We start from the raw sequence: 26,749 nt of genomic DNA, 5'->3' as shown, positions 1-26,749 counted from the left end.
GTCATCAAAAGTCAAGAAGGCTCTGCAACTTGATGAACATCAACTCTATTCTTTTATTGACGTAGATGACTCTGAAAAATTGCGGAGCTGAAGTGCTAATGCTATATGGTTATTACGTTCAAGAACAAAACGGAAAATCCTATGTTATACTAGAAATAATGTGCGGAAAAGGGGGGATTCGAACCCCCGACATATTTTCATATGTGCACGCTTTCCAAGCGTGTGCTTTAGACCGCTCAGCCACCTTTCCATACTTATTCATAATATTAAAAATTATGCTGCTAAACAACTGGTATATATGGTTCGCCACGGAAATTTACAGTATTGTTAAACTTGTTTTTGCACGTTAAAAACGCTTTATCACAACCTGCAAGTATCAAATATTTATCTCCGGTAGAAATTTGATATGGAGGAGAAGCAAATAATGTAACTACTTTATTTTTGTATTCTTTAACTACAACTTCAAATGTTGCTGAACTAAAGAATTTTACCACTCCGTGCTTATAATATCCATCACTTTCGATTAAATTAGTGTCTTCAAATCTTCTTTCATCTATCACTTTAGTAATTGTGCTCATTCTACTAAACTTTTTAGCATCAGCTTTACATCTATCATCGCAAAATTGTGCCCTGCATACAGGAGAATATAGCTCTGTTATGCTTCTCTCAAGCTTTGTCGCAAGACCTCTAATTTCAGCGATAAACCTCCCACTATTTAATGTTACTTTACCAAAAGTTCCTGCATGCAAATTCATAATTCCCTGACTCAAATCTTTATAATTCACAAGAAATATTTCAATATTTGCAAAGTCATACCTTCCTGATAAAGCATCTTTTTCTTTAATATCAGCACTATTTAATATTCCTTCAATTTCTAGATTATCAGTTCTCAAATCGCTATTTAATATTATACTGCTGGCTATAAAACCGCTTGAAGATTTATAGAGTATATTATTGAGATTTAAATCTTCATCATAGTCAGTAAATCCCATTACTTCTCCACCTACAAGTGTTAATTTCCAGCAAGTAGCGATGATAAGTAATTCTCCAGCTAAATGACTTTTTAATTTGGTTTGCATAGGGGCCTCCTATAAATAATGGTAGAAAAGAAACGGTTGCTATGTTGACTAAACTCGCTTCTTCAGATCTCTATAAAAATTCTCATGTGGAGCAAGGGCAAGAAGTGTTAATTCATTATTTTGTTCATTATAAAAATAAGCTAACAAAGTAAGTTGATTAAAAATAGAGAATTTGTATACACGAACACCTGCAAGGTCACCTGACTTTAGTTCTCCGATACATGGATTATCTTTAATTTGCTTGATAGCTTCTTCAAGTTTAGGTAGTTGACTGTTATGCAGCTTTTTCATTGACTGCTTAAAAGTGTTGGTAAGAAGAACCTTCAAAATTTTGTAGATTTATACTCCTCAACATCACCTGATTTTGCATCTTCGATGCCTGAAAGGATTTCTTTAATGATGTTATAGCTTAGCTCAGGGTTATCTTCAACAACTTGACCAATTTTAGCCCAATGCTCAATTTGTTGTGGTACGGAACGATTTTGTAACATGGAATGAGATTGTACTATTTCCTCAAATTCTCCATCAAGATTTACTGTTATATCCATGATATTGTTACTTCTACTTTAAGCTATTATACCATATATTGGAAATTTTTTCAATATAAATAATTTTCATCTGGAAGTACACACCACATTAAATTGTGGTGTGTATTACTAAGACCAATTAGAAAGAAAACTTCACACCAGTAAGTAAAAGAACTCCTTGGTTAGAAGGTACATTAGCTTCATTTTTATCTTTTACTGCGCCTTTTTCATCAGTTCTAAAGTAATGAAGAGCTGCATAAGGAACAAACTTGCTCTTATTGCAAGAAGATAGATCATATTGAACACCAAGTGCAACATCATGAAGCATATCTCCATCATTGATTCTACTGCCAAAGTATGTCAAGCTTGTGTAGACATTTTCATATTGATAACCAGCCCCTGCAGTCCAATACATGGTATTGTTATCGAATTGAGCTAAGCCTGCAATTCTTTTATACTCTTCATTATCTTCGCTGTGAACATCCTTTTCAGGAATTTGTTTATAGCCATTACCACCATCTTTGATTTTAATATCCTTTGGTTGACCAGACTTGCCCAAATATGCAAAAGAGGCAGCAAATTTTACGGCTTGATCTTCATCAATCTTATAATCAGCGCTTGCACCTAAGTTAACACCCATCAGGTCATTGTACTCCACAAATTCCTTATAAAGATGCTTATCTTTATTTGGTTCTTTTGCCTTACCATACTCACCAACTACAGAAGTTTTAACTTTTATATTATGCTGACTAAAATCATATTCATACGATGTACCAGAACTTACTATATGCTCATAATCTGGTCCAACATGTCTTACATCATTCTCTTCTTTCACAATGAATAAATTATTATCATAGCGAGGTGAGTAGCTAAGACCAAATCTTGCGCCCATATAACTTGGTGAGTAGTAAGCAACTCTAAACGGCAATGTGGTCATAACCTCTTTGTTATACTTTCCTGCCATACGGAAGGAGAGTTTTTCGCTCTCGCTCGAGAAGCTTTCAGTATAAAGACGTGGTGTTACGTAAAATGGAAAGTTTGCAGCACTTCCTTCTAAATTCACTTTTCTAAACCAATCACTATCTGCAGCTCCGTCAACGGTTGCAACTCTTGTTGCATCAAGTCTCATCAGAGACTCAGGACCAAACTGATAGCCAAGTTTCAGATCACCATATTTTGAGTTCAAAAACAAATGTGCACTTCTACCTCTTGCAGCATTCACACCTTGTGATGCTCCTTTACCTTCAGTAACTGGAACATGAAATTGCACATTGGCGCCATAAACAAGTCCTAAGTCTTCATTTTTGTTTTCAGCTCTTAAGTGCAATATTGCATCTGAAATCATGCCCATGTTTTCGCTGTAATCACCAATATTTCCTATCCCTTTAGGAAATATTAGATTTGCTCCTTTTATACTATCTTCAGTATTATTAAAATAATCTGTATATTTTCCCGGCATAATATTATAATGCTCATAGCCACTTAGCCCATAGTTACCATAACCTTGAGAATCAATAACACCACCGAAAGTTATCCTTAAGCCATCCTTTCCTTGGTTAGTATCAATAATATCGACACCACCAACTGAAACAACAGGACTTGCCTTACCTTTTTCCTCTGTATTGCTATTAATAACTTTTACATCCTTTTTTATATCTTTAGCTTCAATTTTAGCATTCTTAGTTTTAGAACCCTTAATTTTTGACTTTTCTACATTAGAATTTTTAACTTTCAGGGCTTTCGCTTTTGAAGCTTCTATAAGTTTTGCTTTTTTCTCATTTGCTAGCCTAATTTCTTCTTTTTTCTTTTGTTCAGCTGCTAATTTTAGCTCTTCTTTTTTCTTCTTTTGTTCAGCTGCTAATTTTAACTCTTCTTTTTTCTTCTGTTCAGCTGCTAATCTTAGTTCTTCTTTTTTCTTAAGCTCTTCAGCTTTTTTCCTTGGATCAGCATTACATATCCTGTCCATTTTTTCTTTTAGTTTTTTATTTGACGTCTTCATCACTTCCATCTTTCCAGAAGCTTTGATTGACTCGTTACTCTCTTGCTTTTTTACTTCCTTTATACTCTCGTCAGAAAAGTCACCAGCAAAGCCACTGAAAGAACATAAAGTTAATAGAGAAACTAGAGCAGTTCTAGTATAAATAGATTTTTTCATGAAGTGCCCCCAAAAAATTTCAAAATCATAACATAAATAGTATAAAAATGTTGAAAATTCAACTTAAAGCAACCTTATAGCGAAAATAAAAGTAAAATGCAATACTTTAAAAGCAACTTTCTTAATATGCTCAACTTGTATATTAACCAAAATTTAGCACAGAGGTTTGCTTGTTAGTGTATTATAACTCTATACTTATTCTATTTCTACGGAAGTAAAATTTACTCAAGTGAAAGTACACAAAGGTTAAAATATTAATATAACTATTGACAATAATATTTAGTTTATATTATAATTAGTGAGTTATTGTTTTATTTTTAATAATCAAGGTATTTATGGATTTTAGTTTTTTACGAAATTGGTTTAGCACTACAGGTGCTGCTACAGACTCAGAGCCAGATAATACTGAACAGCCAGACTCTATTTCAGTAGATGATGGCAAATACGAGATGAAAGAATATGACGATGAATTTGAGATCATTGAAGATTATGAATTTATAAATCGTGCTGATCCAAATGAGCCATGTTCTTTACCTTCTGACTATAAAACAGATGAAAGTATTATAAAAATTGCAGGATTTGATAGAGAGAAATTATTAGAAATGGGTAATTTCTGCAAGATAAGCTATGGCGATGATGATGGTAAATTAAGTAAAAAAAGATGTAACAACCTAGCTCAAAGAGTATACAAAACTGAATTTGAAATTGTAGAAGATTTTGAAATTGTTCCATCTACTGAAAAAATGTATAAAACTAGAGCTGAACTTATCAGCGAAGGTTATGAAATTACTCCATTTGGTAATAGCTTTGAAAAAGATGCTGGTCATGTTTTTATAAAAGGTAAAGAAATAACAATAGCTTACCATGGTACTCGTTTGAGCCATGGTGTAAACGATGGAATCACTGATATAAATGTAGTTTTTACTACTTCAGAACTTTTACCTAACGGTGGAAGAATGCATAGAGGATTTTATAATTCATTTGTGGATTCATGGCCTAATCTTTATGGCATTTTGAAATCTCATGCTGAAAAACAGGGATCAGAAGTCAAAGATCTTAAAATTAATCTCACAGGTCACAGTATGGGAGGAGCTATTGCTAAGATAGCTGCTTTATCCCTCAATAAAACAGAAGGAGCTGAAGATGTTCATGTTGCAACTTTTGGTGATCCACGAGTTTTTGATCTTACTGCTAGTGAATTTTATAATGATGTTCTTCAAGAAAAAACCATTAGAGTAACTCAACATAGACAAGACCCAGTACCAGCGATATCACCTGGTATTTGTGGTTATGCTCATGTAGGTGCACAATTGAGAATATCAGCACCTGAAAGATGTTTTGTTCATCAAGTAGATGGTTATCATGAAGCCATTAAAATAATGGATGAAAATGACTTCCAGTCAAACAATAATGTTTCTCTCTTTTACTACCCTTCGAGAATATTAAGTCGAATTAACTGTGCAGTTTTAGGTAATGCTCAATATTATGCTGCTAATTTAGGTGATTATATTCTTGGTAGGCAAAATTTTTTCGAGAAAGTAAAAAAGGAATACCAAGATAAAAATTTAGAAAATTTTTCTAAGTTTGAACAAGCAGAAGTTAAGCAGATGGCATATCAAAATGTCTTTTCTACTACAAGGAGTTTATAACTACTATATGGAGCAATCATTAGATTGCTCCATAGCATCTGTTCATTTACATTCAATATAAAAATTTTCACCAGAAGTTATTTTCCATTCTTCTTTAAATTTCTTTAGGTGTTCTTTTTTTTCGCATTCCAAAAGCAGTTCTTCTATGCTCTTATTATAGCTTTCTGTAGTAATTCTTCCTTGATGATGCATGAATCTCAAGTAAATTAAATAAGTGTTAATCACATCTGTTTCACAATAATCGCGAATCTCTTGTATTTTGCCACTATCATATAAGCCCATAACTTGTGAACCATCAACTCCAATCTTGCCGGGAAGATTAAATGCTGCGCAAACTTCGTTCATCTTCATTCTTGCAGAAGCTCCAAAATCAGAGAGAGATTCAAGCAAATCACAATGCCAATCACTACTGTACCTCTGATTGTAACTATTCCACTTATCGCCAGCTTTGTGAAAATATTCTGCTTGAATGTCATGAACCATAGCACGGTACTTCAGTACCGGTATATCAAAAGTGCGTCCATTGAACGAAACTAGTCTTGGCTTTTTCTCTGATATGTAGTTAAAAAATCCCTTTACTAGCTCTTTTTCATTGGAGTTTACTGTGCCTCCAGATCTTATTTCTTGTAGTGTGAACATTTCATAACCGCTCTGGCGTGTTATATTACAAAGTAAAAAACTAATGACTACAACAAGGTGGAAGGGCTGACGCAGAAAAGAGTTTTGCCCGTTTGTTATTTCAAGATGATATTTTGTTAATGCGTCCCTCTTTTCTTCTACACTGCTATCATCACTAATATTTAGTAAATTCTTACAGGAATTTACATCTGGTATAGTTTCAATATCAAATACCAACAAAGAATTAAGCATTACTTATATATTCCTCAGGGCGATCAGTCCAAGGTCGCACTTTTACGAACAAAAAGAGATGAACTTTGCACTCAAATAACTTTTCCAATTCTGTACGCGCCTCGATATTAATTTTTTTTATGCTACTGCCGTCTTTTCCTAGCACTATTTTCTTATGATTATCTTTCAATACAAATATGATCTGTTTTATGACTAAACTCTTATCTTTTTTTTCCTTAAATTGTTCAGTTATAACAGCTGTAGAGTATGGCAATTCTTCACGTAGGTTCAAGAATAACTTCTCTCTTGTAATTTCTGCTGATAAAAAATCAGCTGAGGAATCGGTTACTTGATCTTCTTCATAGAACCAAGGGCTTATCGGTGCAATTTCAGATAAGTAATTCATCAAATTAGAAAGTCCATCATTCTTCAGTGCCGATATCGTAAAAATTTTTTCAAACTTATAAAGCAAATTTAGGTGCTCATGTGCCATCTTGAGCTCTGATTTCTTTACTAAATCAGTTTTATTGATAACCAAAATGCATCTGCCTTTTGTGCGCTCCAGTCGTGCAAATATCGTTTTTATTCTTTCTATATTTTTTAGGTAATTGTTTACATCAACAAGCAACAAAGTAATGTCACTATCCTTAACTGCTCCCCATGCAGATTTGACTAAAGCTTTTTCAAGATTTGTTTCTGCTGAAAACACTCCTGGAGAGTCAGTAAAAACAATTTGCGCATTGTTGCATATAGCAACACCCCTTACCTGCGTCCTTGTTGTCTGCACTTTAGGGGTGACAATTGCAATTTTCTTGCCTACGATACTGTTAATTAGCGTTGACTTTCCAGCATTTGGCAAACCAGCTATCGTTACAAATAAGCACTTTTCTTCTTTCACAAAGAAAATTATAAAGAAAACCGAATGCTAACGTCAATTGATTATTATATAACTTGCTCTTTCTCTTCCCCTTTTGAAGAAAAACATTCAACTACAGGTGATATAATATACTCATTCACTTTTTTAGCTATTGGTTCAATAATATAAGCTATTGCACTTAACCCTGCGATTACTGATATGGGTGCTATCAACCCACCTGCTAAAGCTGCCGATCCCATTCCAAGCATTGCACCAGGGAAAATAGCCATTGCAGCTGCAGCAAGACCAACTCCAATTGCAGTACCTACAGCACAAAAACAAGCAGTCTGAAAAAAGACTTCTTTGGAGAGTCCTCTATTAGAGATTATCCGACATGCAAGTAAGGCTGCCGGAATCGCAGCAACAATTCCACCCATTACTAAAGGTGATAGAGCTGTAAAACTGAGTCCTAAACCTGTAAGTGCTCCTATTGTTGTAGCTATACCTAATCTAAATAACATTCTTTTAGTATCATTGTCCATATAACCCTCTTAAATAATAATTTTCTAAAAAGCTTTTAGCTACTTTAAGCATGGCTGAACTAGTTGAATAAGTGAAGCAATTTTTTTATGTTAAAAGAAGAGCGGGAGAAGGGGTTCGAACCCTCGACCTCAACCTTGGCAAGGTTGCGCTCTACCAACTGAGCCACTCCCGCAATGAAAATTTACTTATTCTTATTATAGGTGCATATCATAATTTGTAAACCCTACATACATGAAAATCATGAGAGCACGTTTTCTATGATCTTTTCGTATACTTAAAACTCATTTTTGATTATTGTATGTGTTATAAAACATATTAAATTTATGAGAATATTTATATATAAAGACGATCTGCCAGCCAGTGCAATACCGAATGATATAAAATCTATAGCTGTTGATACAGAGGCAATGGGTCTACTTCATAGCAGAGATAGATTATGCCTTGTTCAGCTCTCTTTCAATGATGGCAACGCTCACTTAGTTCAATTCAAAAACGATTATACAGCTCCAAATTTGAGAAAAATATTAGAGGATAAAAATATAACCAAAATATTTCACTTTGCGCGGTTTGATGTAAGCATAATACATTATTATTTAAAAACTTGGGCACTGCCTTGCTATTGCACGAAAATAGCCTCACGTTTAGTTCGCACTTATACAGATAGTCATAGCTTAAAAGAGTTGTGCTTAGAACTACTTGATATAAAATTAAATAAGCAACAACAATCTTCTGATTGGGGAAATGAAAATTTAACAGACAAGCAAAAAAGTTATGCTGCATCTGATGTTTTATATCTTCATAGAATAAAGGAAAAGCTAGATTTAATGCTAGAACGTGAAAATAGAAAAGAATTAGCCGAAAAGTGCTTTGAGTTTCTTCTTACTCGTATTGAGCTAGATTCAATGGGTTGGGGGAATGTAGATATCTTTAATCATCAGATATAATCACTTCACTTGAATCCAAAAAAATTTAGTTGATCAGCTGTTAATTGATACGCTATATTTATAAAAATTTAGGTATTTTATGAGTGATGATATTAAAGCGGTAAATGATCAAAATTTCGAATCTGAAGTTGCTAACCACAAAGGATTTGTGCTGGTAGATTTTTGGGCAGAATGGTGTGGACCATGCAAAAGTCTGATGCCACGTATCGAGCAATTGGCTGAGGATAGAAAAGGCAAGATCAAGATCTGCAAGTTCGACATAGATGGAGAAACTGAGGTGCCAAGTAAGTATGGAGTTCAATCTATACCTACTTTAATCATATTTCAAGATGGTAAGGAAATTGCACGCAAAATTGGCGCAATAAATGATTTACACAGTTGGGTTGATAGTGAAATAAGCGAGTAGACAAATTTCCTTTTGCGTGTATTATAGGTGTTGATAAAAGGGATTGTAGCTCAGTCGGTTAGAGCAGTTCGCTCATAACGAATTGGTCGTAGGTTCGAGTCCTACCAATCCCACCACTATTGATACAATTGCAAGGCCTACCCTCTTACGTAAAATTTTTGCCTTGTTATAGTACGTGGTTGTTAGTGTTTGAAAACTCCATGATATTAGATTCCTTGCATAACTGGAATTCAAAAGTTCCAGCGCGGTTTTCTTATTGGATCCCAGCTGGGATGACGCCTGGTTATGAAAGAAATCTATTGTCAAAAAATTACTTCCGCGTATTTTCAATCTAATTATAATTAAAGTTAGAGATATTTTAAGAGCTCAAAAATTTATCTTTGTCTGCAGACTTTCAATTAACTTTTCAATAAAAAACGTAGCGTATCTTTTTCAGCGTATATACACGTCTGTCATATATGCGCTGCATTTTTTTCTAATCTTTTTATACAGGAGGATTTTATGTTCAGAATTCCAGATATTTGACCTTTACCTTAGCTAATAAAAACCAACTGGCGCCTTTGGTTTTTATAAAGAAAATCTAGGAAATAACCAAAAACTGTTTCCAGGCATAAATTTGCCATGTATACCTAAAAAGTAATGATATTAGCATAATGTTCATATTTGTATGCTAATATTAATAGCATTTAAATTGAAGAATATTATGGAACAACAAGCATCAAACAAAGAGAAAGGGATTGAATTTAGATATAATCAATGTAAGCAGAAATGCCATTCCTACAAAGCAAAACGGACAGACCAAAAATGCCTAGATAAATGCTATGAGAAGTACGTTTCTAAACTTTATCCACAAATTAGTGAGAAATTATTAGCTAGTGAAAACAATCTCTATGATGAAAGCACAAAATTATCACTTATGGCAGATACTCTAGATGCAATGTTTTTTTAATCACAAAAGAAACACTTATTTCAATATTTGCAGAGATGTTAGCTTTTTAGATATACTCTGACTTATTGAATAATTCTTTAAATTGGTAAAATACTGTTTCTTTTCCTCTATTTCTTTTTCACTATTCTTTTCAAATATCACTTCTGTTTTTATCTCCTGATTGAGCGAGCCCTTCTTTTTGAAGTAATCATCTGTGAATTCTAAAAAGAGTGAAGTTAGCTCAGGAAGAGTGTATTTGTGTTCACTTGATGAGCACAATTCTGTAATCGGAGAAAAGTGAATATCATCTGCCTTAATAGGTAGTAACGATAGAAACTTATTCCAGCATTTTCTCATTATTCCAACTTCAGGTTCAAGGTTTTTTATTTTAGCTAAGTTGGCATGTTCCATGAAAAACTCTTTGTATTGCTCAAAACCTTCAAAAGTTTCTTTTTTTTGGTAGTTTTTTTTCCTATGACTTTTTTCTATATCAGAAATTTTAGTACCTATATTTGCCTGCTTACTAATAAAGCCATCGTTCTCTAGATTAAAACAAATTGTGTATGGAGTAATATCGTTTACTATTGTATGTGGCTTAAAGTGCCAACCAAAGCATTTGAGTATGAATTTTATTATAGGAGGAAATAGCCATTTAGGTTTTGATATGTGTAGTAATTTCACTACAAGTTTTTTGAATGAGCTAAAGGATTTATTGATAATGCATCTTAAATGAATATTGTCATCTTTTTTAAACTTTTTATAAACCTCCGCAGCTATTGGTCCTCCAGCACAGCTTCCATACAGTACTATATTGTCTGGGTGAATGCCTTGCTTTAGAAGATCTGAAATGACTTCAATTCCTGCATTTACTCGATTTCGACCGTTTAAAGAATGGCCTTTGCTTTTTCCAGAACCAGGAAAATTAATAAGGTGAACATCCATACCTGCTTCAGCTGCCCAATTCCATTCACTTTTGTCTTCATCTGGCTCTTTTTCAAAAGTATATGTAAGCCCTGGAAAGTAAACTATATGCTTTTTCTTTCTGCTATCTGCACTGCTCTTCGAGTTTGACATCACTATCTTTTGAATTCGCATTCCATTTTGAACTTCTACGAACTCTTCCCTAGTTTTTATTGTGTTTTCTTCTGTTACCTTCATTTTGCGTTTTTCACTACACTGATCTAATAATACATGGAACTTTTAAAAAAATCAATTTTTACTAAAAAATTAACCAATAACGCATCTATCTTTATATGTATTGGAATTAAAGTAGTAGTGAGAAATGCCTCTTGACATTTGATAAACCTAAACGTAGCCTAAAACAATTTAGTGTTTATTTATGACATTTGTTCAATCACTTAATAATCAATTAGATAGTTTTCACTTATTAAAACACCCATTTTACGAGTCATGGAATGAAGGTAGCTTAAGCCTGCAGGCTCTGCAAACCTATGCTAAGGAATATTATCACCATGTTGCTGCTTTTCCTCGTTATATCAGCGGTATACATTCCTTGTGTCCGAATTTGAAAATGCGGCAAGTTTTACTTGGTAATTTAATAGAGGAAGAACAAGGTGACGAGAATCACCCAGAATTATGGCAGCGTTTTGCTGAAGGACTGGGAGTAGCACGTTCAGAGCTTTGTGAAAATGCACAAATTAAGGAGACACGAGAATTAGTTGATGGTTATTTTGACATTGTAAAATCAGATTTTGCAGCAGGTCTTGGAGCTCTGTACGCTTATGAACGTCAAACTCCAGAGGTTTCTAAATCTAAAATTGAGGGTCTGAAAAAACACTATTCAATAAACGACGAACGTCCTCTCAAATTTTTTACCGTTCATATGGAAGCTGATGAGTGGCATTCTGAAGAATGTGCAAACCTTATTGCAGATTTAAGCGAAGAAGAGCAAGAGAAAGTCATGCAAGGCGCTAAAAAAGGAGCAAAACTCTTATGGGGTTTTCTTGATGGCATGATGAATGTTGATGTTTGTCATTAATTATAAGTAGATACTAAATTCAGTGGTAGCATGTAATCTTCTTATATCTGATTTACGGCTTTGGGTTCATTTGGGATGTAGTGCAGAAGAGAAGTTTTCTCCCCAATTGGTGAGTATTGATGTTGATTTCACTTTTAAATCTCCTCCTTCAGGGCTTACAACTGATCAACTTAAAGATACTATCTGCTATTTGGAAGTAGTGCAAAATATTCAATCTCTTGTTCAGGGCAAGCAATTTAATTTAATCGAGCATTTAACTCATGATATATACAGGATGATTAACGACCTTTTTATGCAAAAAGAGCATTCTGTCAGGGTGACTACTCACAAAATCGCACCACCAGTTCCTGGTGTGCATGGGGGCGTTTTTTTTACTTACTGTAATGAATTGCAAGAATGATCTATATTTCTATTGGATCAAATATAGGTAATCGCCTTTCCCATTTACAAAGAGCTACTGAGTTACTAAAGAAGCGCTATTTAAAAGACTTAAAGTCTTCGATCATTCTAGAAACTAAGGCTATTTTACCAAATGGTGCTCCACCTGATTGGAACAAGCCATTTCTCAACATGATTGTCTATGGAAGTTGTTCTTCTTCTCCTGAGGAGCTACTAAAAGGCTTAAAACAAATCGAATGTGACATTGGTCGTCCACAGACTCATGAAAAATGGGCACCTCGTGTTATTGATTTAGATATTTTGTTATTGGATGACTTAACGCTTGATACGCCTGACCTTAAAATTCCTCACCCAGAATTAGTAAATAGACCATTTTTGCTCCACTTGATGGCAATGGTTAACAAAACCTTTGCTTTCAATGTTCAAGACTGTTTTTCAAAGAGTTTTACGCTTTCACCAAAGCTTATGGGTATCGTCAATATTACCCCTGATTCATTTTCAGATGGTGGTCTTTATTATGATGCGAATCGAGCAACCAAGCAGGCATTGCAGCTGGTATCAGATGGTGCAAGCATAGTTGATCTTGGAGCTCAATCAACAAGGCCTGGAGCTTCAATAAAGACGCCAGAGGAAGAGTATGAACGTCTAAAACCAGTACTTGATAATCTTAGCGACTATATGAAAAATGGTGATATTGAAGTCAGCATTGATAGTTTTTGGCCAGACGTTATTTTAAACGTTTTGAAGCACTACAACATTGCCTGGGTAAATGATCAGAAGGGAGATCTGAATGATCATACTCTAAAAGCGATTGCTAGTAGTGGGTGTAGTGTCGTTATTATGCATTCACTTTCGATACCACCACATAAGGACAATATTATTCCACATGATATTGACCCAATTGATATCATAAATAATTGGGCAGAGGAGAGCATTAATAGGTTACTTGCCCTTGGTTTTGATGAAAGTTCAATAATTATTGATCCTGGTATTGGTTTTGGCAAATCTATGTATCAGAATATTCAGATTTTACGCAGTATAGAAACTTTACAAAATTTTGGCTGCAAGGTTTTAGTTGGCCATTCCAGAAAGTCATTTATTTCCTCTTTTTCCATAGAATCTCCCTCTAATAGAGATTTAGAAACAATTGCTACATCTGCTATACTGCAAAATAAGGTTGATTTCCTTAGAGTGCATAATGTACGCGACCACATGAGATTTTTTGTAGCCCAAGCTGTCTTAAAGGGATGAAGATTATTGGAATTATGGCTGTTGACCCTAATGGGGTAATTGGAATAAATAATGATTTGCCCTGGCGTTATCCAAGTGAGTTTAAACATTTTTGTCAAGTAACCGACAAGCAAGTTATTGTGATGGGAAGAAAGACATTTGAAACCGTGCCTCAGAGCATACTAAAGAATCGTACACCTATTGTTTTCTCCCGTAACAAGTGTTTTAATAGAGGCCCAAAATGTACTGTTATCTCTTCCATGCAAGAATTTCTGTCAATTCAAAGTAGTTCTCAAGTCTTTGTGATTGGTGGGGCACAAATAGCACACCTTTTTTTAGAGCATAACCTAATCTCAGAATTTATTATGACTGAAATGCATAAAACTTATAAAGGTGATACGTATTTCAATTTAGCACTCCTTGATCAGTGGAATAAAACTATTCTCACTAAAACTAAAGACTATACTATATGCAATTGTGTCCGTTCGGCAGAATAGTAAAATTATTAGCATAAAAGTAATCAATGTTTCTAATGAAAGCTGGATTCCAGTGTCAGCTACTTGGATAACATTCCGCTATGTCATTCCAGCACTTGATGCTGGAATCTAGATGAAAAATGGATCCCAGTGTCTAGGCACTGGGATGACAAGAGGAGAGCTACTAAATGACATCTTCAATTTCTGTGTGTCAAGCACTGAAGAAGTCTCTTCTATTTTCTCTTGATGAATAAATCTAAGTGCAGTATAGTGAAGTGCATTTATGTAGCGATTAATGAGCAATTTAGTTTTAGTCTATATAACTTTTTCAAACTTGAAAGAGGCTAAGGCTATTTCTGAAGAATTGTTAAATGAGAAGTTAATTGTGTGTGTAAATATATTTCCTGAGGTAAATTCTTTGTATCTATGGGAAGGTAAAATTAATAGTAATTGTGAAGTGGTGACAATTATGAAGAGTAGGAATGATCAGGCTGATAAGATTGTAGAAAAAATCGAGGCAATGCATTCTTATGATCAACCAGCCGTTGTGATAATACCCATAGGAAAAGCGAATAAATCTTTTACTAATTGGGTTAATAATGTTATTGATATAAACAATATTGGGGTGTAGCCAAGTGGTAAGGCAGCGGTTTTTGATACCGCCACGCGAAGGTTCGAATCCTTCCACCCCAGCTTTATTGAAGTGTGCGTGAAATGATATCACTTTTTTATAAATTAAGGTTATTTAATTACATACTGGGCAGTTTGAAAGATATAGTTGTTAAGCTATTTCTTTTCACTCTGTATCTTTATACATCGAGCATTATGCTCATGTTTCTCACCAGTGGCTTTTGGTATGCTGTAGAATTTAGCTCTTTCAAAAATGCATTTTACCATTTATATCAATATTTAAAATGGTATTATGAAAATAGAGATGATTTGGGTTATGGAGTTTCTATTAGAATATTAGTAGCGTTTCTTACTCCGCATTTTCTCTACAAATTATTTTCTGGCACAGGCTGGAAGTCTTTTTTCAAGGAGAAGATAGTTCAGATACTCAGCACAAGAAGAAAAATGAGTAATAAACCAAATGGTAGTAGTTATGGTTGTAGTAATAAGAACAGTTACGGTAACAATAATCTTCAAGAGGCAGAACGGAAAGTGAATATGATAAAGCAGCTATTAATCCAAGATATAGATGAAGCTATAGAAAAAAGATTAAATGATATTTTTCTTGGTGAGAGGGGTAAACCTCATTAAAAGGGCTTTATCTTTTTTAAAATTGGCTGTATTTTGTTTTTTACGTATATCGGGTCGCAGTCAGCCAGTATACATGTTTCAACAAAATCTTGACTAAAGTCTGACAGCCAGGAAATTGCTTTACGTTTCTCTACCAAGCTTTCTGTTTTTTTACAGTTACTTGCTGCATCAATCGTTGACTGTGATATCACTGATTGCCACAGTATGAAGTACCTTTGTATATCATCTAAAGTGCTATTTGCTTCGTGATGGTGAAAAAATTCTTTGAAATTGAAGTTATTTGACATTATGTACCTCTTTAAGTTGAAAATTAGAATTTGAAGTAGTGCGAACGTTATCTTGCTGAAGCGGTCATGCAAGCCTTTATGACAGTCAGACCGGGTTTTGTATGAGCTATAAATGTTTAAGAAATTCTCAGAAGCATCTGGGTAGGTAGAGCCGGGTAGCAAAATAAGGTAGACGAGAAAAGACAACTATAGAAAAAAATGATCAATGCGCGACACTGGAAAATTCATCACAAACAAGACAACATTTTCGATCAAAAATCAGTGTCTGAGCACTGGCATTATAAAGGAACCTATGTCAGCTACTTGCATGACACCGATTTCTCTCTTATACTTTTTTTGTCTATCTTATTTTGCCACTCTGCTGAACAGATACCATATAATTTTCGCTAATAAGCTTTTTACTGAGTTTTTGTTATTGAGCTTGCACAGATCAAAGACAAGTTTTGAGTCAAAAATACCCTTAATATTATAATAAGGGGTTGGTAAAATGTGTCTAGTAAGTTTTCTTCTCTATCCAACTGCACCTCAAGCTAATAATGGACCATCAGGCGTATTACCAATTACATTGATCTGGTTTAATATTTTATTAGTGGGGTAAAAATAATTTTTTATAAACTCCTTATATATAGCTGTTAATTTATGTATATCGTCTACTGATACGCATTCATTTACCTGATGTGCGGTTTTGTTGATCGTACCAAATTCAATTACTGGACAAATATCCTTAATAAACGCAGCATCAGATGTGCCACCATTTGTACTCAGCACAGCATCAATACCAGTAATTTTATTTATCGCATCAAGCATAATATCAGTATTTCTATCAGGAGTAGAGAGAAAAACGTCCCTGCTGCTCTGCATAGAAAGTTTATAATCGTTAGTCACATTGGCGCATATTGCATCAATCATCTTATATAAAACGTCCGGTGTTTGTGTATTGTTATATCGAATATTGAAACCTGCTGCTATTGAACTAGGTATTAGATTATTAGTATTATTTCCAACGTCGATAGTAGTAATTTCGCAATGTGAAGGCTGAAAATATTTATTACCAGTATCAAAAGTGGTATCTTTTATCTTACTTAATATCGATATCATTTTATATATTGGGTTATCCGCTAGGTCTGGGTAGGCAACGTGCCCTTGTTTACCATGGCAAATCAATTTAAATGTTGCAGAACCTCTTCTACCTATTTTTATGGTATCACCTAATTTCTCATTACTCGTTGGTTCTCCAACTATACAAAAATCTATCTTTTTTTGCTTGCTTTTCATCCATTCCAAAACGGCCTTTGTTCCATGTTCTTCCGTGCTTTCTTCAGCGCTGGTAATCAGTGCACTGATTGAACCACTAAATCGAAACTTCTCTGCAACGAAATCTACCATTGCAGAAATAAATGCAGCTACTCCGCCTTTCATATCAGCTGCTCCTCTTCCATATAGCATTCCATCTCTAACTTCTGGCTTAAATGGATCAGATATCCAATCTTTTAACTCACCTGGTGGTACAACATCAACATGTCCAGCAAAACACAAGTTTGGTACTCCATTTATATATTTCGCATAAAGATTTTTAACTTTATCACCAAACTCCAAAATCTCGCATTCAAAACCACTTTTCTTGAGAATGGCTGCTATATGCTCTATTGCTCCATCGTCTTTTGGTGTTATACTTTTAAAAGAAATTAATTTCTTAGTTAGTTCTACAGGGTCAATCTTCATATCAATCTTGAAATACTAACATTACCGTATTGTAAACATTCTATGCGATATTTAAAACAAATATTACAGCACACAGAACAAGTTCTTATTAGGGAAGTAAAAGTACTTGCTGATAATATCTATGAAATATGTAGACAATACGGAAATGACATTTTTCTGATTGCAGATGAAAATACAGCAAAACTTTTAAACAAAAACATACTTAATAAAGTTTCTCATTTAATTATTCCAGCCACACCTATCATTCCAGAGCGTGACACTGGAATCTATGATGGATCGCAGTGTCACGCTACTTGGATGACACCAAATAGACTGAACAGCGCTGCTTCCCTCCAAGCTGTAAACCTAGTTAGAAATAAAGCAAAAGATAGTGACTTAATGGTTGCATTTGGTAGTGGCACTGTTAATGATATCTGCAAATATGCAAGCTACCTCGAGAAAAAAGATTATATATCGTTCCCAACAGCCGCTTCCATGAATGGATATAGCTCTGCAAACGCTTCAATATTAGTTGATGGATATAAAAAATCGTTCGGAGCACATCTTCCAAAGGCAATATACATTGATACCGATATAATTGCCAATGCACCACCACGTCTCACATTAAGTGGATTTGCAGATTTCATCTGCCGTTCAACAGTACAAGCCGATTGGCTATTATCTCATCTATTACTTGGCACAGAATATAATGAACTCCCCTTTAAACTTGTTCGCAATCTGGAGGAAATTTTGCTCAGAGAACACCTGGCACTTGCTAAAAAAGATAAAAAAGTAGTTTTATTACTTATGGAAGCCTTATTGATTTCAGGACTCGGAATGGTGATGTCAAAAGGCAGTTACTCTGCAAGTCAAGGAGAACATATGATAGCTCATGCAATTGAGATGGTAACACAGGATTATTCCTCCTCGTTACATGGGGAAAAAATTGCTGTGACAACGATTACCATGGCTAACTTGCAAGAGGAGATATTGTCAATACAAAACCCGATTACCAAACCGATCACTTTAGATGTAAAACATATAACTCAGTGCTTTGGTAATACCGAATTTATAAAAATTCTAAAGCAGAAGCAAATGATGCAGCAAAAAATTCAAGAGATTATTTGCAAAGAATGGAGTAATATTTCTAGTTTAATTAAGCAAAATTTACTATCTGCAAAACACCTGCAGAAAGTATTTGAAGATCTATCAATTCCCTACTTACCGGAGCATCTTAATTGGAACAAAGAGCAATATTGCAAGGTAGTCAATCTTACATTTGTAACAAGAGATAGATTCACCTTTCTTGACCTAGCTGGTTGTATAGAAAAAAGTTAGATTTTGTGTATTCGTTCAGTAGGGTAGCAAAATAAGATAGACAAAAACACAGTAACAAATGGTGTCATGCAAGTAGCTATCCAGCCTTTCTTAACAACAAAAACTTAGCATGACTTTTGTGCTCAAAAAACTTCTGGATTCCAGCATCAAGTGCTGGAATGACATGGTGAAATATTATTCAAGTAGCCTCTGTCTCAGTGCCTATTCGGTGTCATTCAAGTCAACTCTTTTCTTGTCATTCCAGTGCCTAGACACTGGGATCCAGAAAACTTCACTTTAAATGAGTGCATGAGATTGTCTTTATATAGATGCCAGTGTCAGCTACTCGGATGAAATTCATTTAGTTGTCTTTTCTCATCTACCTTACCACTTTCTTGAACGGATACCATTAGCCATTCCCCTGAATAGATACAACAAATGTTGTATCTTTATCACTTCACATACATTATTCCATATACTATATGAACAACTGAAAAAAAACTTCAGTTAATTGACAATGAATCACGTTATTTTGTCAAATGCGCTGCTATCGCCAAACCATAGCTTAGCTTGAGTGGCTGAGGAGGGATTTGAACCCCCGACCAAGAGATTATGATCCTCCTGCTCTACCACTGAGCTACTCAGCCTCATTAAAAACCTTGCTATATATATGATCTATATGTTTCGTGTAATACTTCAAATCAAACAAAGATTCAAGTTTTTTAGAGTTAATAACTTCAAGTAAGAATTTATCTTGTTTCAGTTCGGCCAGAAAATCACTATTGTTTTGTTTCACTTTCATTGCATTGCTCTGAACAATTTTATACGCCTCTTCCCTCGCCAAACCACTATTTACCAACTCGAGTAATACTCGTTGTGAAAAAACCAAGCCTTTTGAAGAATTTAAGTTCTTTTCAATATTTTCCTTATTGATCACCAATTTATCTATCAAATCTGTTAATCGTACTAAAGCAAAATCCATTGCTATACAAGCATCAGGAGCAATGCACCTTTCCACAGACGAGTGCGATATATCTCGTTCGTGCCATAATGCAACATTTTCTAATGCAGGAAAAACATAGCTGCGTATTAAGCGTGAAAGCCCAGTCAAATTCTCACTTAAAATAGGATTACACTTATGCGGCATAGCAGAACTTCCCTTCTGACCAGTGGAAAAATACTCAGAAATTTCTCCAACTTCAGTTCTTTGCAAGTGACGTATTTCAACGGCAATATTCTCTATTGAACTTGCAATCACTCCTAAAACTGAAAAGAATATTGCGTGTCTATCACGAGGAATGACTTGAGACGATATGGTTTCAGGTATAAGTCCCATTTCTTTCGCTACATACTCTTCAACAAACGGATCAACATTTGAAAAATTACCTACTGCACCTGATATTTTACAAATCGAGATCTCTGTTTTCGCGCTAATTAATCTCTGATAATTGCGTTTAAATTCAGCATAAAATCTAGCAAATTTTAATCCAAGAGTTGTTGATTCTGCATGCATTCCATGACTGCGCCCAACACAAACAATATTTTTATAGTCCTCAGCCTTTTTTTTCAGTGCTGCAAGTATATTTTTTAAATTTTCGAGCAAAATATCACATGATTCCTTTAACTGAACCGCAAGGCATGTATCTAAAACGTCAGAACTTGTCATTCCGTAATGGAGATAACGAACATCAACTCCCGCTTTTTCAGCAATATATGTCAAAAAAGCTATAACATCATGTTTTACAATGGATTCAATTTCGTTAATACGTTCAATATCAAATTCAATAGCACCAGAGAGCTTTTCAGCAACATCACTTGGAATAACTTTTAATTTTGCTTGAGCTTCACATGCTAATTTTTCTATTTTGAGCCATATGTTGAACTTATTTTTTTCTTCCCAAATAGAAGAGATTTCTTTGCGGCTATAGCGTGGGATCATTTTTGATTTATTCCAATAATGGTGTCATTCCAGTGCATGACACTGGATCCCAGTATCATGCACTGGGATGATACCAGCTTAGCAATGGAAAACATTTCTTTACGACTATAACAAGGGATCATCTTTGATCAGCTATCATCACCATCAGTAGCTTCTTTACTCGCATCTTGCTCTGCCTCTTGTTGCTCAGATTTCTGATTTTGCAACTTTGCTTGCCTTAATTCATGTGCATCTTTCTCAGATCTGACAACGTATATAGTAATTGGCACTATCACTTTACTATGTAATTCTATATTCACTTGATACTCGCCCAAATTTTTGATGCTTATTCCACCCAAAGATAAACTATGATGACTTATATCATATCCTTCTTGTAATAAAGTTTTTGCAATTTCACGTGTGGTTAAAGAGCCAAAAATCTTTCCATCCTCTGAAGCTTGCTTTATTAATATAATAAATTTATCATGCAGTGATGATGCAAGCACTTTTGCTGCATTTAATTTTTTGGTATTTTCTTCTTCCAATAATAAACGCTGTTCCTCTAACTTTATTAAATTTTCCTTAGTGGCTTTCATCGCCTTTTTTTGTGGAAAAAGAAAATTACGTGCATAACCTGGCTTAACTTTGACAACTTCACCAAGCTTACCTAAAGTTGTTATATTTTCCTTTAAAATTATTAACATAAATTACCTAACTTTTTTAGTACAGTAAGGAGCAAGAGCTAAAAAGCGTGCTCTTATAATTGCTAAGCGCAACTTTCTTTGTTTTCTTGCGCACACACCTGTTAACCTTCTAGGTAATATTCTACCATAGTCAGAGGTGAATTTGGACAATAAATCTATATTCTTATAGTCTATGTCCTCATCTTTAGATGCAGCAAGAGGACAGACCTTAGGACGCCTAAAGCCAGTTCTGTTATTTACAGACACGTAAGAATTATTAAAACTATTTCGTCTTTTCATCATTATGCACTTTTCTCCTCAATTTGTTTATCCATCATGTAAGATTTACCTTTAAAAAACTCATTAACCCGTACAGACAAGTGGCGAATAATATTCTCATTCAGTTTTACTCTACGCTCAAATTCATCCATAATGCTTGAAGTAAAACTTATACACATCATACAGTAATGACCACTTTTCATCTTATTTATTGGGTATGCAAAATCCAGTAGACCCCAATATTCATATTTTATCAATCCTGAAGCTTCAATATTTTTCAAAAGCACTTCCAGCGTTTTATTCAATTGATTTGAGTCTACTATTTTAAAACTTTTTAAAACCTCTTGAAGGAGCTTTATTAGATATTGTGAAATATTTTCCTTAAAAGCATTTACTACATTATAGATAAATGCACTTTTAGTGTTAGCTCCTGGAAGGTCCATAAAATTTTGTTTTATTCCCGTATCACTTAGTTCATTTTTCAATTCTTTATCGATTCTTGACTTTATTTCTTTTAAATTTGAAAAATCTTCTTCCAATTCAACCCATAAAATTTTTGTCAGAGTTTCTAAAAAATCAGAGTAAACAATCAGACTTTTTTTAATGCTTTCAGTACTTGCCTCTAGCTCTTGTTTTGTAACTGTGCTATGTTCTCTTTCTATGAGACCTTTAACCTCCTGAGAAATAACATCTGCTTTAATATTTTTCAACAAAATAGCCAATTCTTGGACCATTTCTTCTACTTCTTGCTGCAATAAGTTCGGTTGTGCTATAAAAGTAAATTCATAGAGATTCACTATATCTTCCTTTAATATCAATTAAACACTTTATTATATAAAACTTTTTTATATAAGCAAGTTATTTGTATTAATTTCTACGTCTTCAATCCAACTTAAGTGAGATATTTCATAAATAGCTTGGGGGGTGATTGAATATGTACCTGGCAACAAGATGCTGACTTTATGTTTTTCGAGAAGAAACTTTAGCATTATTTTGGTTTTGCCTCCATTTTTCAACACTGCATTCAACTCCTCAGCAACTTTTTGCGAGTCTGCACATACAGCAGTTAAAACTAATCCTTTCATTAGAGAAGTAACCTTTTCTGTAAATTCAGATATGTCCTTTCCTGATAGTCTCGTTGTGTTTTCTGAAATTTCAAGATCAATTATCACAAATGCTCCAGGTGAAAATAGATTCCTTTTTTCTTCTATTATTTCATTATTGTAGAATGCTATTTCAGAAACATTGTGGGGATCAGAAAGTGTTAGGATAACAAATCTTCCACGTTCTGAGGTTCTCATACGCACATTTAATATTACACCAGCAGTTTTTATCGTTTTACTCTCTCCGATAAACCCAATATTTAATTTTTTCAAGAGAGTTCTAAATTTTTCAAGTGGATGATTAGTTAAGTAAAATCCCAATGAAAATAACTCATGCTCTAATTTTTCCTCTTCATTAAAATCTTCCACGTTCTCAAGTTTTGGCTTCAGAATATCAAGATTACCAAATAAAGCAGCTTGATTTGACTGCCTATTTTTATTTGCAAAGTAAATCAATGTGTCTATTGACTCGTATAACTGCTTTCTATTTTTGTGCACACTATCGAATGTTCCAGATTTAATTAAACTTTCTAATGCCCTTTTATTTATTATATGCCCCAAATTTTGAATAAATTCCCATATGTCCTTATAAGGTGCATTTACTATTCCTTCTGCTATAGCAAAACCAACATTACGCAAAGCAGCAATTCCGTAGCGTATGTGCTCACCCTCTATTGAAAATTCAGCCTTAGATTTGCTGATATCAGGCGAAAGAACAGCAACTCCACTGAATTTTGCAGCATGATAAAACAAATTCAGTTTGTCTCTATCATCAATGTTGAGATTCATCAAGGCCGTAAAAAATTCTAGCGGGTAGTTAGCCTTAAGGTAAGCTGTTTGGTAAGATATAATCGCATATGCTGCAGCGTGGGATTTATTAAATCCATAACCAGCAAATTTTGCAACAAGATCAAAAATATAACTTGCCCTGTCGTAATCAACACCGTGTTTTGTTGCTCCTTGAACAAAAAGTTCACGTTGTTTATCCATCTCTTCCTTAATTTTCTTACCCATGGCACGTCTGAGTAAATCTGCTTCTGCGAGGCTATATCCAGAGAGAATACGCGCTATTTCCATTACCTGTTCTTGGTAGATTATTACTCCGAATGTTTCTTTTAACACCTCCTCAAGCAATGGATGAATGTAATCTGGCTTTTCAAGTCCATGCTTTCTTGCAACATAAGTTGGGATGTTATCCATAGGCCCTGGGCGATAAAGAGAAATTAAAGCGATGATATCTTCAATACAGTCTGGCTTTAGTTTGATTAAAGCTTCTCTCATCCCTGAACTTTCAAGCTGAAACACTCCGATTGAATCACCTCTTGAGAGCATTTCATAAGTTCTTTGATCAGCCAAAGAAACCGAGGAAATATCAAATTTTTTTTCATCACGATTAATTAAACGACATACATGATCTATTAGTGTTAGCGTACCAAGTCCAAGAAAATCAAATTTTATTAACCCAGCTTTCTCCACATATTTCATGCTGTATTGAGTGATTGGCAAAGCCGAATTTGGATCATAATAGACGGGAACAAAATTTTCTAACTTTTGATCGCATATCACAACTCCAGCAGCATGAGTTGAAACGTGACGGTATATTCCTTCAAGCTTCAAAGAGATATCAAGGAGTTTTGCAATTACTTCATCACTATCTCGTTCTTTCTGCAGATTTTGATCAAACTCTATCGCTTGTGATAAAGTTACCGGATTTACCGGATTAAATGGAACCATTTTGGATATTTTATCCACCTGAGCGTAGGGCATCTGCAATACTCTACCAACGTCACGCAGCACAGCTCTAGCCTGCAATTTTCCGAAAGTGATTATTTGAGCAACATAACCGTACTTCTTCCAAACATAATCAATAACTAAATCCCTCTTTTCCTGGCAGAAATCAATGTCAAAATCGGGCATCGATATACGATCAGGATTTAAAAATCTTTCAAAGATCAGACCAAATTTTATTGGATCAAGATCTGTAATTTGTAAGCTCCAAGCAACAATCGACCCAGCACCAGAACCTCTTCCCGGTCCAACTGGAATGCCATTTGCTTTGCTCCAACGAATGAAATCAGAAACTATCAAAAAGTAGCCAGCGTAGTTCATCGAAGTTATTACGCTTAGTTCGTAATTCAGCCGATCGTAGTATTGTTTAAGGTCTATGTCCGTTTCATTTGCAATACGCAGCTTCAACCCTGAAACTGCCTGCTCCCTCAGTTCTTCATTCTCAGTTTTATTTTCTCGACAAGGAAATTTAGGCAAGATAGGCTGCCTGCTTCTTGGCATGTAAGAGCACCGCTTAGCTATCACTAAAGTGTTATAAATTGCTTCGGGAATGTCGCTGAACAGCTCCTCCATTTCTGCCACAGATTTGAAGTAATGCTCGGTAGTTAACTTCTTTCTGTTATTCTCCAGGGCATAACTGCCCTCCGATATGCACGTTAATATGTCATAAGCCTCATAGTCAGACTTATTTGGAAAAAACACATCATTCGTTGCAACTAGTGGTATATTGCGCTGATAAGCAAAATCTATTAAAGCTTCTTCAAGCTCTAGCTCTTTATTCAGCCCATGACGCTGCAATTCAACATATAAATGACCATCGAATGCTGAGAGCAGTTTTTTTATCGTTTCTTTATCTTGCTTCAATAACAGTTGAGCCAATATGCCGTCATATCCACCAGTTAAGGCGATTAGGCCTGAACTTAAATTTAATAGCTCATCAAAATCAACGTAAGGAATATCGCTGTTATTCTTGCGCTTTTTAAAAGACTCACTCACCAAGGTGACTAAATTAGTGTACCCTTGTTCATTTTTTGCAAGTAGCAGTATTGATAAATTTTGTTCTAAGTGTCGAACGATAATATTGCATCCTATTATTAGCTGTATTCCCCTATTAGCTGAATATTCTGCAAATTCAAGTGAGCCAAATAAGTTACCTGAGTCAGTAACTGCAACTGCCGGCATTTTGTTCTGCAAACAAAGACCAATCAGCTCCTCAATTTTAACCGAACTCTCAAGCAGAGAATAAACGCTATGAACACGCAAGTGTATGAACATAAAAAACTTTAGATTAGCAATAAAAGGATAACATTAATTTGCTCGTAAGGATATGAAAAGGTCTAACACTGAAATAACACAAAGAGGCTATTTGAATCTAATTTACTATTCACAATCTCGGTTATTAGCTTGTTTTAATTGACTTTTTATCATAACTATGTAATAATTAAACATATTGTTTAATATTGAAAGTAAAATTATGGCATTGGAATATAAATCACTGGAAGAAGTACTGAGTACGATTGAGGTTAAGGAAGGCTTAAATAAAGATAATATAATTAAGGAATTAAAAACCAAACTAGAGAAACAGGATCAAGGTCTATATAAAGAGTGGGAGAAAGATGAATTTGGTGTAAATCATGGATTTAGCTTAAATATTTCAGGGATAGAGTACTCAAAGCTTCCATTATTAATAATAGCTGCTCGGAATGGTTACACAAAGACAGTAAATGCTTTAATTCAAGCAGGAGCAAATGTTAACGCAGTGGATCAATGTAAAAGGACTCCTTTACATCATGCTGCTTTGAATGGTCGCGTAGACACAGTAGAGGTTTTAATCAAAGAAAGAGCAAATGTTAACGCAGTGGATAAAGATAAAAGGACTCCTTTAGATCATGCTGCTTTGAATGGTTACGTAGATATAGAAAATGCTTTAATCACAGCAGGAGCAAATGTTAATGCAGTAGATAAAAATGGAATAACTTATTTAGAATATGCCAAAATGCATATTGAATTGTATGCTAAGAGTGAAAGCGTAGTAAAAGCTCTATTAGACGCAGGAGGACGTTCTTTTGTGAAAGCACGTAATAAGGCAATGATTGCTGGTGGAGTGAATACATTATTAGGCACTTCTATAGCAGTGGCACTTTTTACAACTGGAACAATTACAGCTCAGTTGATACCTATCGTTATAGCAGTGGTTGCAGTTACAGCAGCAGCACTGGTAGTTGGTTATGCTACATATGAATTACTAAAGCCTAGTACTAAAGTTGATGGAGCAGAGAAATCATCTGCCGCCTTAATAAATGGACAGCAGGGAGTTTGCTAGCATTCCTTCATAGTAGAGCGCGTGACGCAGGTTCCTGGATCCCAGTGTCT

General features: G+C 34.6%; 27 protein-coding genes and 5 tRNA genes. 14 read left to right on the top strand and 18 right to left on the bottom strand.

Translation table 11 applies throughout. The features are described 5' to 3' along the window. Window positions 1-163: 163 nt before the first annotated feature. The 5 genes from EJB00_RS05555 to EJB00_RS05535 all read right to left on the bottom strand — a co-directional run bounded on the left by EJB00_RS05555 (window position 164) and on the right by EJB00_RS05535 (window position 3,761). A tRNA-Ser gene (locus tag EJB00_RS05555) sits at window positions 164-250 on the bottom strand. Window positions 251-281: 31 nt separating this feature from the next. After that, a complete protein-coding gene (locus EJB00_RS05550; RefSeq protein ID WP_135352979.1) occupies window positions 282-1,079 on the bottom strand; it encodes a DUF2163 domain-containing protein in 798 nt (265 codons plus the stop codon). 48 nt (window positions 1,080-1,127) lie between these two features. Continuing rightward, window positions 1,128-1,406 (bottom strand): type II toxin-antitoxin system RelE/ParE family toxin, encoded by a 279-nt coding sequence (locus tag EJB00_RS05545; protein ID WP_135352980.1) that lies wholly within the window; start codon window positions 1,404-1,406, stop codon window positions 1,128-1,130. Further along, complete coding sequence (locus EJB00_RS05540; protein ID WP_135352981.1) at window positions 1,403-1,627, bottom strand: TA system antitoxin ParD family protein; 225 nt, start codon at window positions 1,625-1,627, stop codon at window positions 1,403-1,405. The genes EJB00_RS05545 and EJB00_RS05540 overlap by 4 nt, the downstream gene beginning before the upstream one ends. Before the next feature lie 118 nt (window positions 1,628-1,745). Further along, window positions 1,746-3,761, bottom strand: coding sequence for a WD0745 family porin (locus tag EJB00_RS05535; protein WP_135352982.1), 2,016 nt, complete (start codon window positions 3,759-3,761; stop codon window positions 1,746-1,748). Window positions 3,762-4,096: 335 nt separating this feature from the next. On the opposite strand from EJB00_RS05535, the gene EJB00_RS05530 reads away from it, so the two are divergent. Then, the gene (locus tag EJB00_RS05530) at window positions 4,097-5,410 is read left to right on the top strand and encodes a lipase family protein (protein WP_015587963.1); all 1,314 of its coding nucleotides are present in this window, start codon (window positions 4,097-4,099) and stop codon (window positions 5,408-5,410) included. A gap of 42 nt (window positions 5,411-5,452) precedes the next feature. On the opposite strand, the gene EJB00_RS05525 is transcribed toward EJB00_RS05530, so the two are convergent. From EJB00_RS05525 to EJB00_RS05510, 4 genes are all read right to left on the bottom strand, one after another. After that, entirely contained in the window at window positions 5,453-6,280 is an 828-nt protein-coding gene (locus tag EJB00_RS05525) for a 3'-5' exonuclease (protein WP_015587962.1), read from the bottom strand. Continuing rightward, window positions 6,273-7,157 carry a GTPase Era gene (gene era / locus EJB00_RS05520; RefSeq protein ID WP_135352983.1) on the bottom strand — a complete coding sequence of 295 codons (885 nt, stop codon included), beginning with the start codon at window positions 7,155-7,157 and terminating at the stop codon, window positions 6,273-6,275. The genes EJB00_RS05525 and era overlap by 8 nt, the downstream gene beginning before the upstream one ends. 44 nt (window positions 7,158-7,201) lie before the next feature. After that, a complete protein-coding gene (locus tag EJB00_RS05515; protein WP_135352984.1) occupies window positions 7,202-7,657 on the bottom strand; it encodes a hypothetical protein in 456 nt (151 codons plus the stop codon). 100 nt (window positions 7,658-7,757) lie between these two features. Continuing rightward, window positions 7,758-7,830 (bottom strand) — tRNA-Gly (locus tag EJB00_RS05510). 151 nt (window positions 7,831-7,981) lie between these two features. Here EJB00_RS05510 and EJB00_RS05505 point away from each other — a divergent pair. The 4 genes from EJB00_RS05505 to EJB00_RS05485 all read left to right on the top strand — a co-directional run bounded on the left by EJB00_RS05505 (window position 7,982) and on the right by EJB00_RS05485 (window position 9,957). Next, on the top strand, window positions 7,982-8,602 hold the full coding sequence (locus EJB00_RS05505) for a ribonuclease D (protein ID WP_135352985.1): 621 nt from the start codon (window positions 7,982-7,984) through the stop codon (window positions 8,600-8,602). A 79-nt stretch (window positions 8,603-8,681) separates the two neighbouring features. After that, window positions 8,682-9,008, top strand: coding sequence for a thioredoxin (trxA, locus tag EJB00_RS05500; protein WP_007302120.1), 327 nt, complete (start codon window positions 8,682-8,684; stop codon window positions 9,006-9,008). 39 nt (window positions 9,009-9,047) lie between these two features. Continuing rightward, window positions 9,048-9,124: transfer RNA gene (locus tag EJB00_RS05495), tRNA-Ile, on the top strand. Window positions 9,125-9,711: 587 nt separating this feature from the next. Then, a complete protein-coding gene (locus tag EJB00_RS05485) occupies window positions 9,712-9,957 on the top strand; it encodes a hypothetical protein (protein ID WP_225416265.1) in 246 nt (81 codons plus the stop codon). A 15-nt stretch (window positions 9,958-9,972) separates the two neighbouring features. Here the strand turns inward: EJB00_RS05485 and EJB00_RS05480 are convergent, their stop codons facing one another. After that, complete coding sequence (locus EJB00_RS05480) at window positions 9,973-11,094, bottom strand: alpha/beta hydrolase (RefSeq protein ID WP_135352986.1); 1,122 nt, start codon at window positions 11,092-11,094, stop codon at window positions 9,973-9,975. A 181-nt stretch (window positions 11,095-11,275) separates the two neighbouring features. On the opposite strand from EJB00_RS05480, the gene EJB00_RS05475 reads away from it, so the two are divergent. The 7 genes from EJB00_RS05475 to EJB00_RS05445 all read left to right on the top strand — a co-directional run bounded on the left by EJB00_RS05475 (window position 11,276) and on the right by EJB00_RS05445 (window position 15,300). Continuing rightward, window positions 11,276-11,935 (top strand): CADD family putative folate metabolism protein, encoded by a 660-nt coding sequence (locus tag EJB00_RS05475; RefSeq protein WP_015587957.1) that lies wholly within the window; start codon window positions 11,276-11,278, stop codon window positions 11,933-11,935. 22 nt (window positions 11,936-11,957) lie between these two features. Beyond that, entirely contained in the window at window positions 11,958-12,335 is a 378-nt protein-coding gene (locus EJB00_RS05470; protein ID WP_007302114.1) for a dihydroneopterin aldolase, read from the top strand. Beyond that, the gene (folP, locus tag EJB00_RS05465; protein WP_135352987.1) at window positions 12,332-13,585 is read left to right on the top strand and encodes a dihydropteroate synthase; all 1,254 of its coding nucleotides are present in this window, start codon (window positions 12,332-12,334) and stop codon (window positions 13,583-13,585) included. The genes EJB00_RS05470 and folP overlap by 4 nt, the downstream gene beginning before the upstream one ends. Continuing rightward, window positions 13,582-14,061 (top strand): dihydrofolate reductase, encoded by a 480-nt coding sequence (locus EJB00_RS05460; protein WP_015587955.1) that lies wholly within the window; start codon window positions 13,582-13,584, stop codon window positions 14,059-14,061. The genes folP and EJB00_RS05460 overlap by 4 nt, the downstream gene beginning before the upstream one ends. A 274-nt stretch (window positions 14,062-14,335) precedes the next feature. After that, on the top strand, window positions 14,336-14,671 hold the full coding sequence (cutA, locus tag EJB00_RS05455; protein ID WP_010402294.1) for a divalent-cation tolerance protein CutA: 336 nt from the start codon (window positions 14,336-14,338) through the stop codon (window positions 14,669-14,671). Continuing rightward, window positions 14,662-14,733, top strand: a tRNA-Gln gene (locus EJB00_RS05450). Before cutA ends, EJB00_RS05450 begins: the two co-directional genes overlap by 10 nt. Window positions 14,734-14,871: 138 nt before the next feature. After that, window positions 14,872-15,300, top strand: coding sequence for a hypothetical protein (locus EJB00_RS05445; protein ID WP_225416264.1), 429 nt, complete (start codon window positions 14,872-14,874; stop codon window positions 15,298-15,300). Here EJB00_RS05445 and EJB00_RS05440 read toward each other — a convergent pair. Both EJB00_RS05440 and dapE read right to left on the bottom strand, forming a co-directional pair. Further along, complete coding sequence (locus tag EJB00_RS05440) at window positions 15,297-15,587, bottom strand: hypothetical protein (RefSeq protein WP_015587953.1); 291 nt, start codon at window positions 15,585-15,587, stop codon at window positions 15,297-15,299. The two genes, EJB00_RS05445 and EJB00_RS05440, sit on opposite strands and share 4 nt — an antisense overlap. 525 nt (window positions 15,588-16,112) lie before the next feature. Then, window positions 16,113-17,309, bottom strand: coding sequence for a succinyl-diaminopimelate desuccinylase (dapE, locus tag EJB00_RS05435; RefSeq protein WP_015587952.1), 1,197 nt, complete (start codon window positions 17,307-17,309; stop codon window positions 16,113-16,115). A 42-nt stretch (window positions 17,310-17,351) separates the two neighbouring features. Here dapE and EJB00_RS05430 point away from each other — a divergent pair, with 42 nt between their 5' ends. Beyond that, a complete protein-coding gene (locus EJB00_RS05430; protein ID WP_015587951.1) occupies window positions 17,352-18,626 on the top strand; it encodes an iron-containing alcohol dehydrogenase in 1,275 nt (424 codons plus the stop codon). Between the two features lie 554 nt (window positions 18,627-19,180). Here the strand turns inward: EJB00_RS05430 and EJB00_RS05420 are convergent. The 6 genes from EJB00_RS05420 to dnaE form a co-directional block, all read right to left on the bottom strand. Further along, window positions 19,181-19,252, bottom strand: a tRNA-Met gene (locus EJB00_RS05420). Continuing rightward, window positions 19,243-20,544 carry an adenylosuccinate lyase gene (gene purB, locus EJB00_RS05415; RefSeq protein ID WP_015587950.1) on the bottom strand — a complete coding sequence of 434 codons (1,302 nt, stop codon included), beginning with the start codon at window positions 20,542-20,544 and terminating at the stop codon, window positions 19,243-19,245. The genes EJB00_RS05420 and purB overlap by 10 nt, the downstream gene beginning before the upstream one ends. Window positions 20,545-20,672: 128 nt before the next feature. Continuing rightward, a complete protein-coding gene (gene rplI, locus EJB00_RS05410) occupies window positions 20,673-21,227 on the bottom strand; it encodes a 50S ribosomal protein L9 (protein ID WP_015587949.1) in 555 nt (184 codons plus the stop codon). 3 nt (window positions 21,228-21,230) lie between these two features. Beyond that, window positions 21,231-21,509 carry a 30S ribosomal protein S18 gene (gene rpsR, locus EJB00_RS05405; RefSeq protein WP_015587948.1) on the bottom strand — a complete coding sequence of 93 codons (279 nt, stop codon included), beginning with the start codon at window positions 21,507-21,509 and terminating at the stop codon, window positions 21,231-21,233. Then, window positions 21,509-22,282: a 30S ribosomal protein S6 gene (gene rpsF, locus EJB00_RS05400; RefSeq protein ID WP_015587947.1), complete on the bottom strand. Its 774-nt coding sequence runs from the start codon at window positions 22,280-22,282 to the stop codon at window positions 21,509-21,511. The genes rpsR and rpsF overlap by 1 nt, the downstream gene beginning before the upstream one ends. Window positions 22,283-22,330: 48 nt before the next feature. Continuing rightward, window positions 22,331-25,651: a DNA polymerase III subunit alpha gene (gene dnaE / locus EJB00_RS05395; RefSeq protein ID WP_135352989.1), complete on the bottom strand. Its 3,321-nt coding sequence runs from the start codon at window positions 25,649-25,651 to the stop codon at window positions 22,331-22,333. A 199-nt stretch (window positions 25,652-25,850) separates the two neighbouring features. Between dnaE and EJB00_RS05390 the strand changes: the two genes are divergently transcribed. Next, the gene (locus tag EJB00_RS05390; RefSeq protein WP_225416262.1) at window positions 25,851-26,699 is read left to right on the top strand and encodes an ankyrin repeat domain-containing protein; all 849 of its coding nucleotides are present in this window, start codon (window positions 25,851-25,853) and stop codon (window positions 26,697-26,699) included. Window positions 26,700-26,749 lie beyond the last annotated feature (50 nt).

It is taken from the genome of Wolbachia endosymbiont of Drosophila mauritiana, from assembly GCF_004795975.1.
In the GTDB taxonomy this organism is placed as follows: Bacteria; Pseudomonadota; Alphaproteobacteria; order Rickettsiales; family Anaplasmataceae; genus Wolbachia.
This window is presented reverse-complemented; position numbering and strand designations above follow the sequence as displayed.

Coding starts and splice junctions, on each gene's coding strand:
- EJB00_RS05550 (WP_135352979.1), bottom strand. CDS start 1,079: ATGCAAACCAAATTAAAAAGTCATTTAGCTGGAGAATTACTTATCATC.
- EJB00_RS05540 (WP_135352981.1), bottom strand. CDS start 1,627: ATGGATATAACAGTAAATCTTGATGGAGAATTTGAGGAAATAGTACAA.
- EJB00_RS05535 (WP_135352982.1), bottom strand. CDS start 3,761: ATGAAAAAATCTATTTATACTAGAACTGCTCTAGTTTCTCTATTAACT.
- EJB00_RS05530 (WP_015587963.1), top strand. CDS start 4,097: ATGGATTTTAGTTTTTTACGAAATTGGTTTAGCACTACAGGTGCTGCT.
- EJB00_RS05525 (WP_015587962.1), bottom strand. CDS start 6,280: ATGCTTAATTCTTTGTTGGTATTTGATATTGAAACTATACCAGATGTA.
- EJB00_RS05515 (WP_135352984.1), bottom strand. CDS start 7,657: ATGGACAATGATACTAAAAGAATGTTATTTAGATTAGGTATAGCTACA.
- EJB00_RS05505 (WP_135352985.1), top strand. CDS start 7,982: ATGAGAATATTTATATATAAAGACGATCTGCCAGCCAGTGCAATACCG.
- trxA (WP_007302120.1), top strand. CDS start 8,682: ATGAGTGATGATATTAAAGCGGTAAATGATCAAAATTTCGAATCTGAA.
- EJB00_RS05485 (WP_225416265.1), top strand. CDS start 9,712: ATGGAACAACAAGCATCAAACAAAGAGAAAGGGATTGAATTTAGATAT.
- EJB00_RS05480 (WP_135352986.1), bottom strand. CDS start 11,094: ATGAAGGTAACAGAAGAAAACACAATAAAAACTAGGGAAGAGTTCGTA.
- EJB00_RS05475 (WP_015587957.1), top strand. CDS start 11,276: ATGACATTTGTTCAATCACTTAATAATCAATTAGATAGTTTTCACTTA.
- folP (WP_135352987.1), top strand. CDS start 12,332: ATGATCTATATTTCTATTGGATCAAATATAGGTAATCGCCTTTCCCAT.
- EJB00_RS05460 (WP_015587955.1), top strand. CDS start 13,582: ATGAAGATTATTGGAATTATGGCTGTTGACCCTAATGGGGTAATTGGA.
- cutA (WP_010402294.1), top strand. CDS start 14,336: ATGAGCAATTTAGTTTTAGTCTATATAACTTTTTCAAACTTGAAAGAG.
- EJB00_RS05445 (WP_225416264.1), top strand. CDS start 14,872: ATGTTTCTCACCAGTGGCTTTTGGTATGCTGTAGAATTTAGCTCTTTC.
- EJB00_RS05440 (WP_015587953.1), bottom strand. CDS start 15,587: ATGTCAAATAACTTCAATTTCAAAGAATTTTTTCACCATCACGAAGCA.
- dapE (WP_015587952.1), bottom strand. CDS start 17,309: ATGAAGATTGACCCTGTAGAACTAACTAAGAAATTAATTTCTTTTAAA.
- EJB00_RS05430 (WP_015587951.1), top strand. CDS start 17,352: ATGCGATATTTAAAACAAATATTACAGCACACAGAACAAGTTCTTATT.
- purB (WP_015587950.1), bottom strand. CDS start 20,544: ATGATCCCACGCTATAGCCGCAAAGAAATCTCTTCTATTTGGGAAGAA.
- rplI (WP_015587949.1), bottom strand. CDS start 21,227: ATGTTAATAATTTTAAAGGAAAATATAACAACTTTAGGTAAGCTTGGT.
- rpsR (WP_015587948.1), bottom strand. CDS start 21,509: ATGATGAAAAGACGAAATAGTTTTAATAATTCTTACGTGTCTGTAAAT.
- dnaE (WP_135352989.1), bottom strand. CDS start 25,651: ATGTTCATACACTTGCGTGTTCATAGCGTTTATTCTCTGCTTGAGAGT.
- EJB00_RS05390 (WP_225416262.1), top strand. CDS start 25,851: ATGGCATTGGAATATAAATCACTGGAAGAAGTACTGAGTACGATTGAG.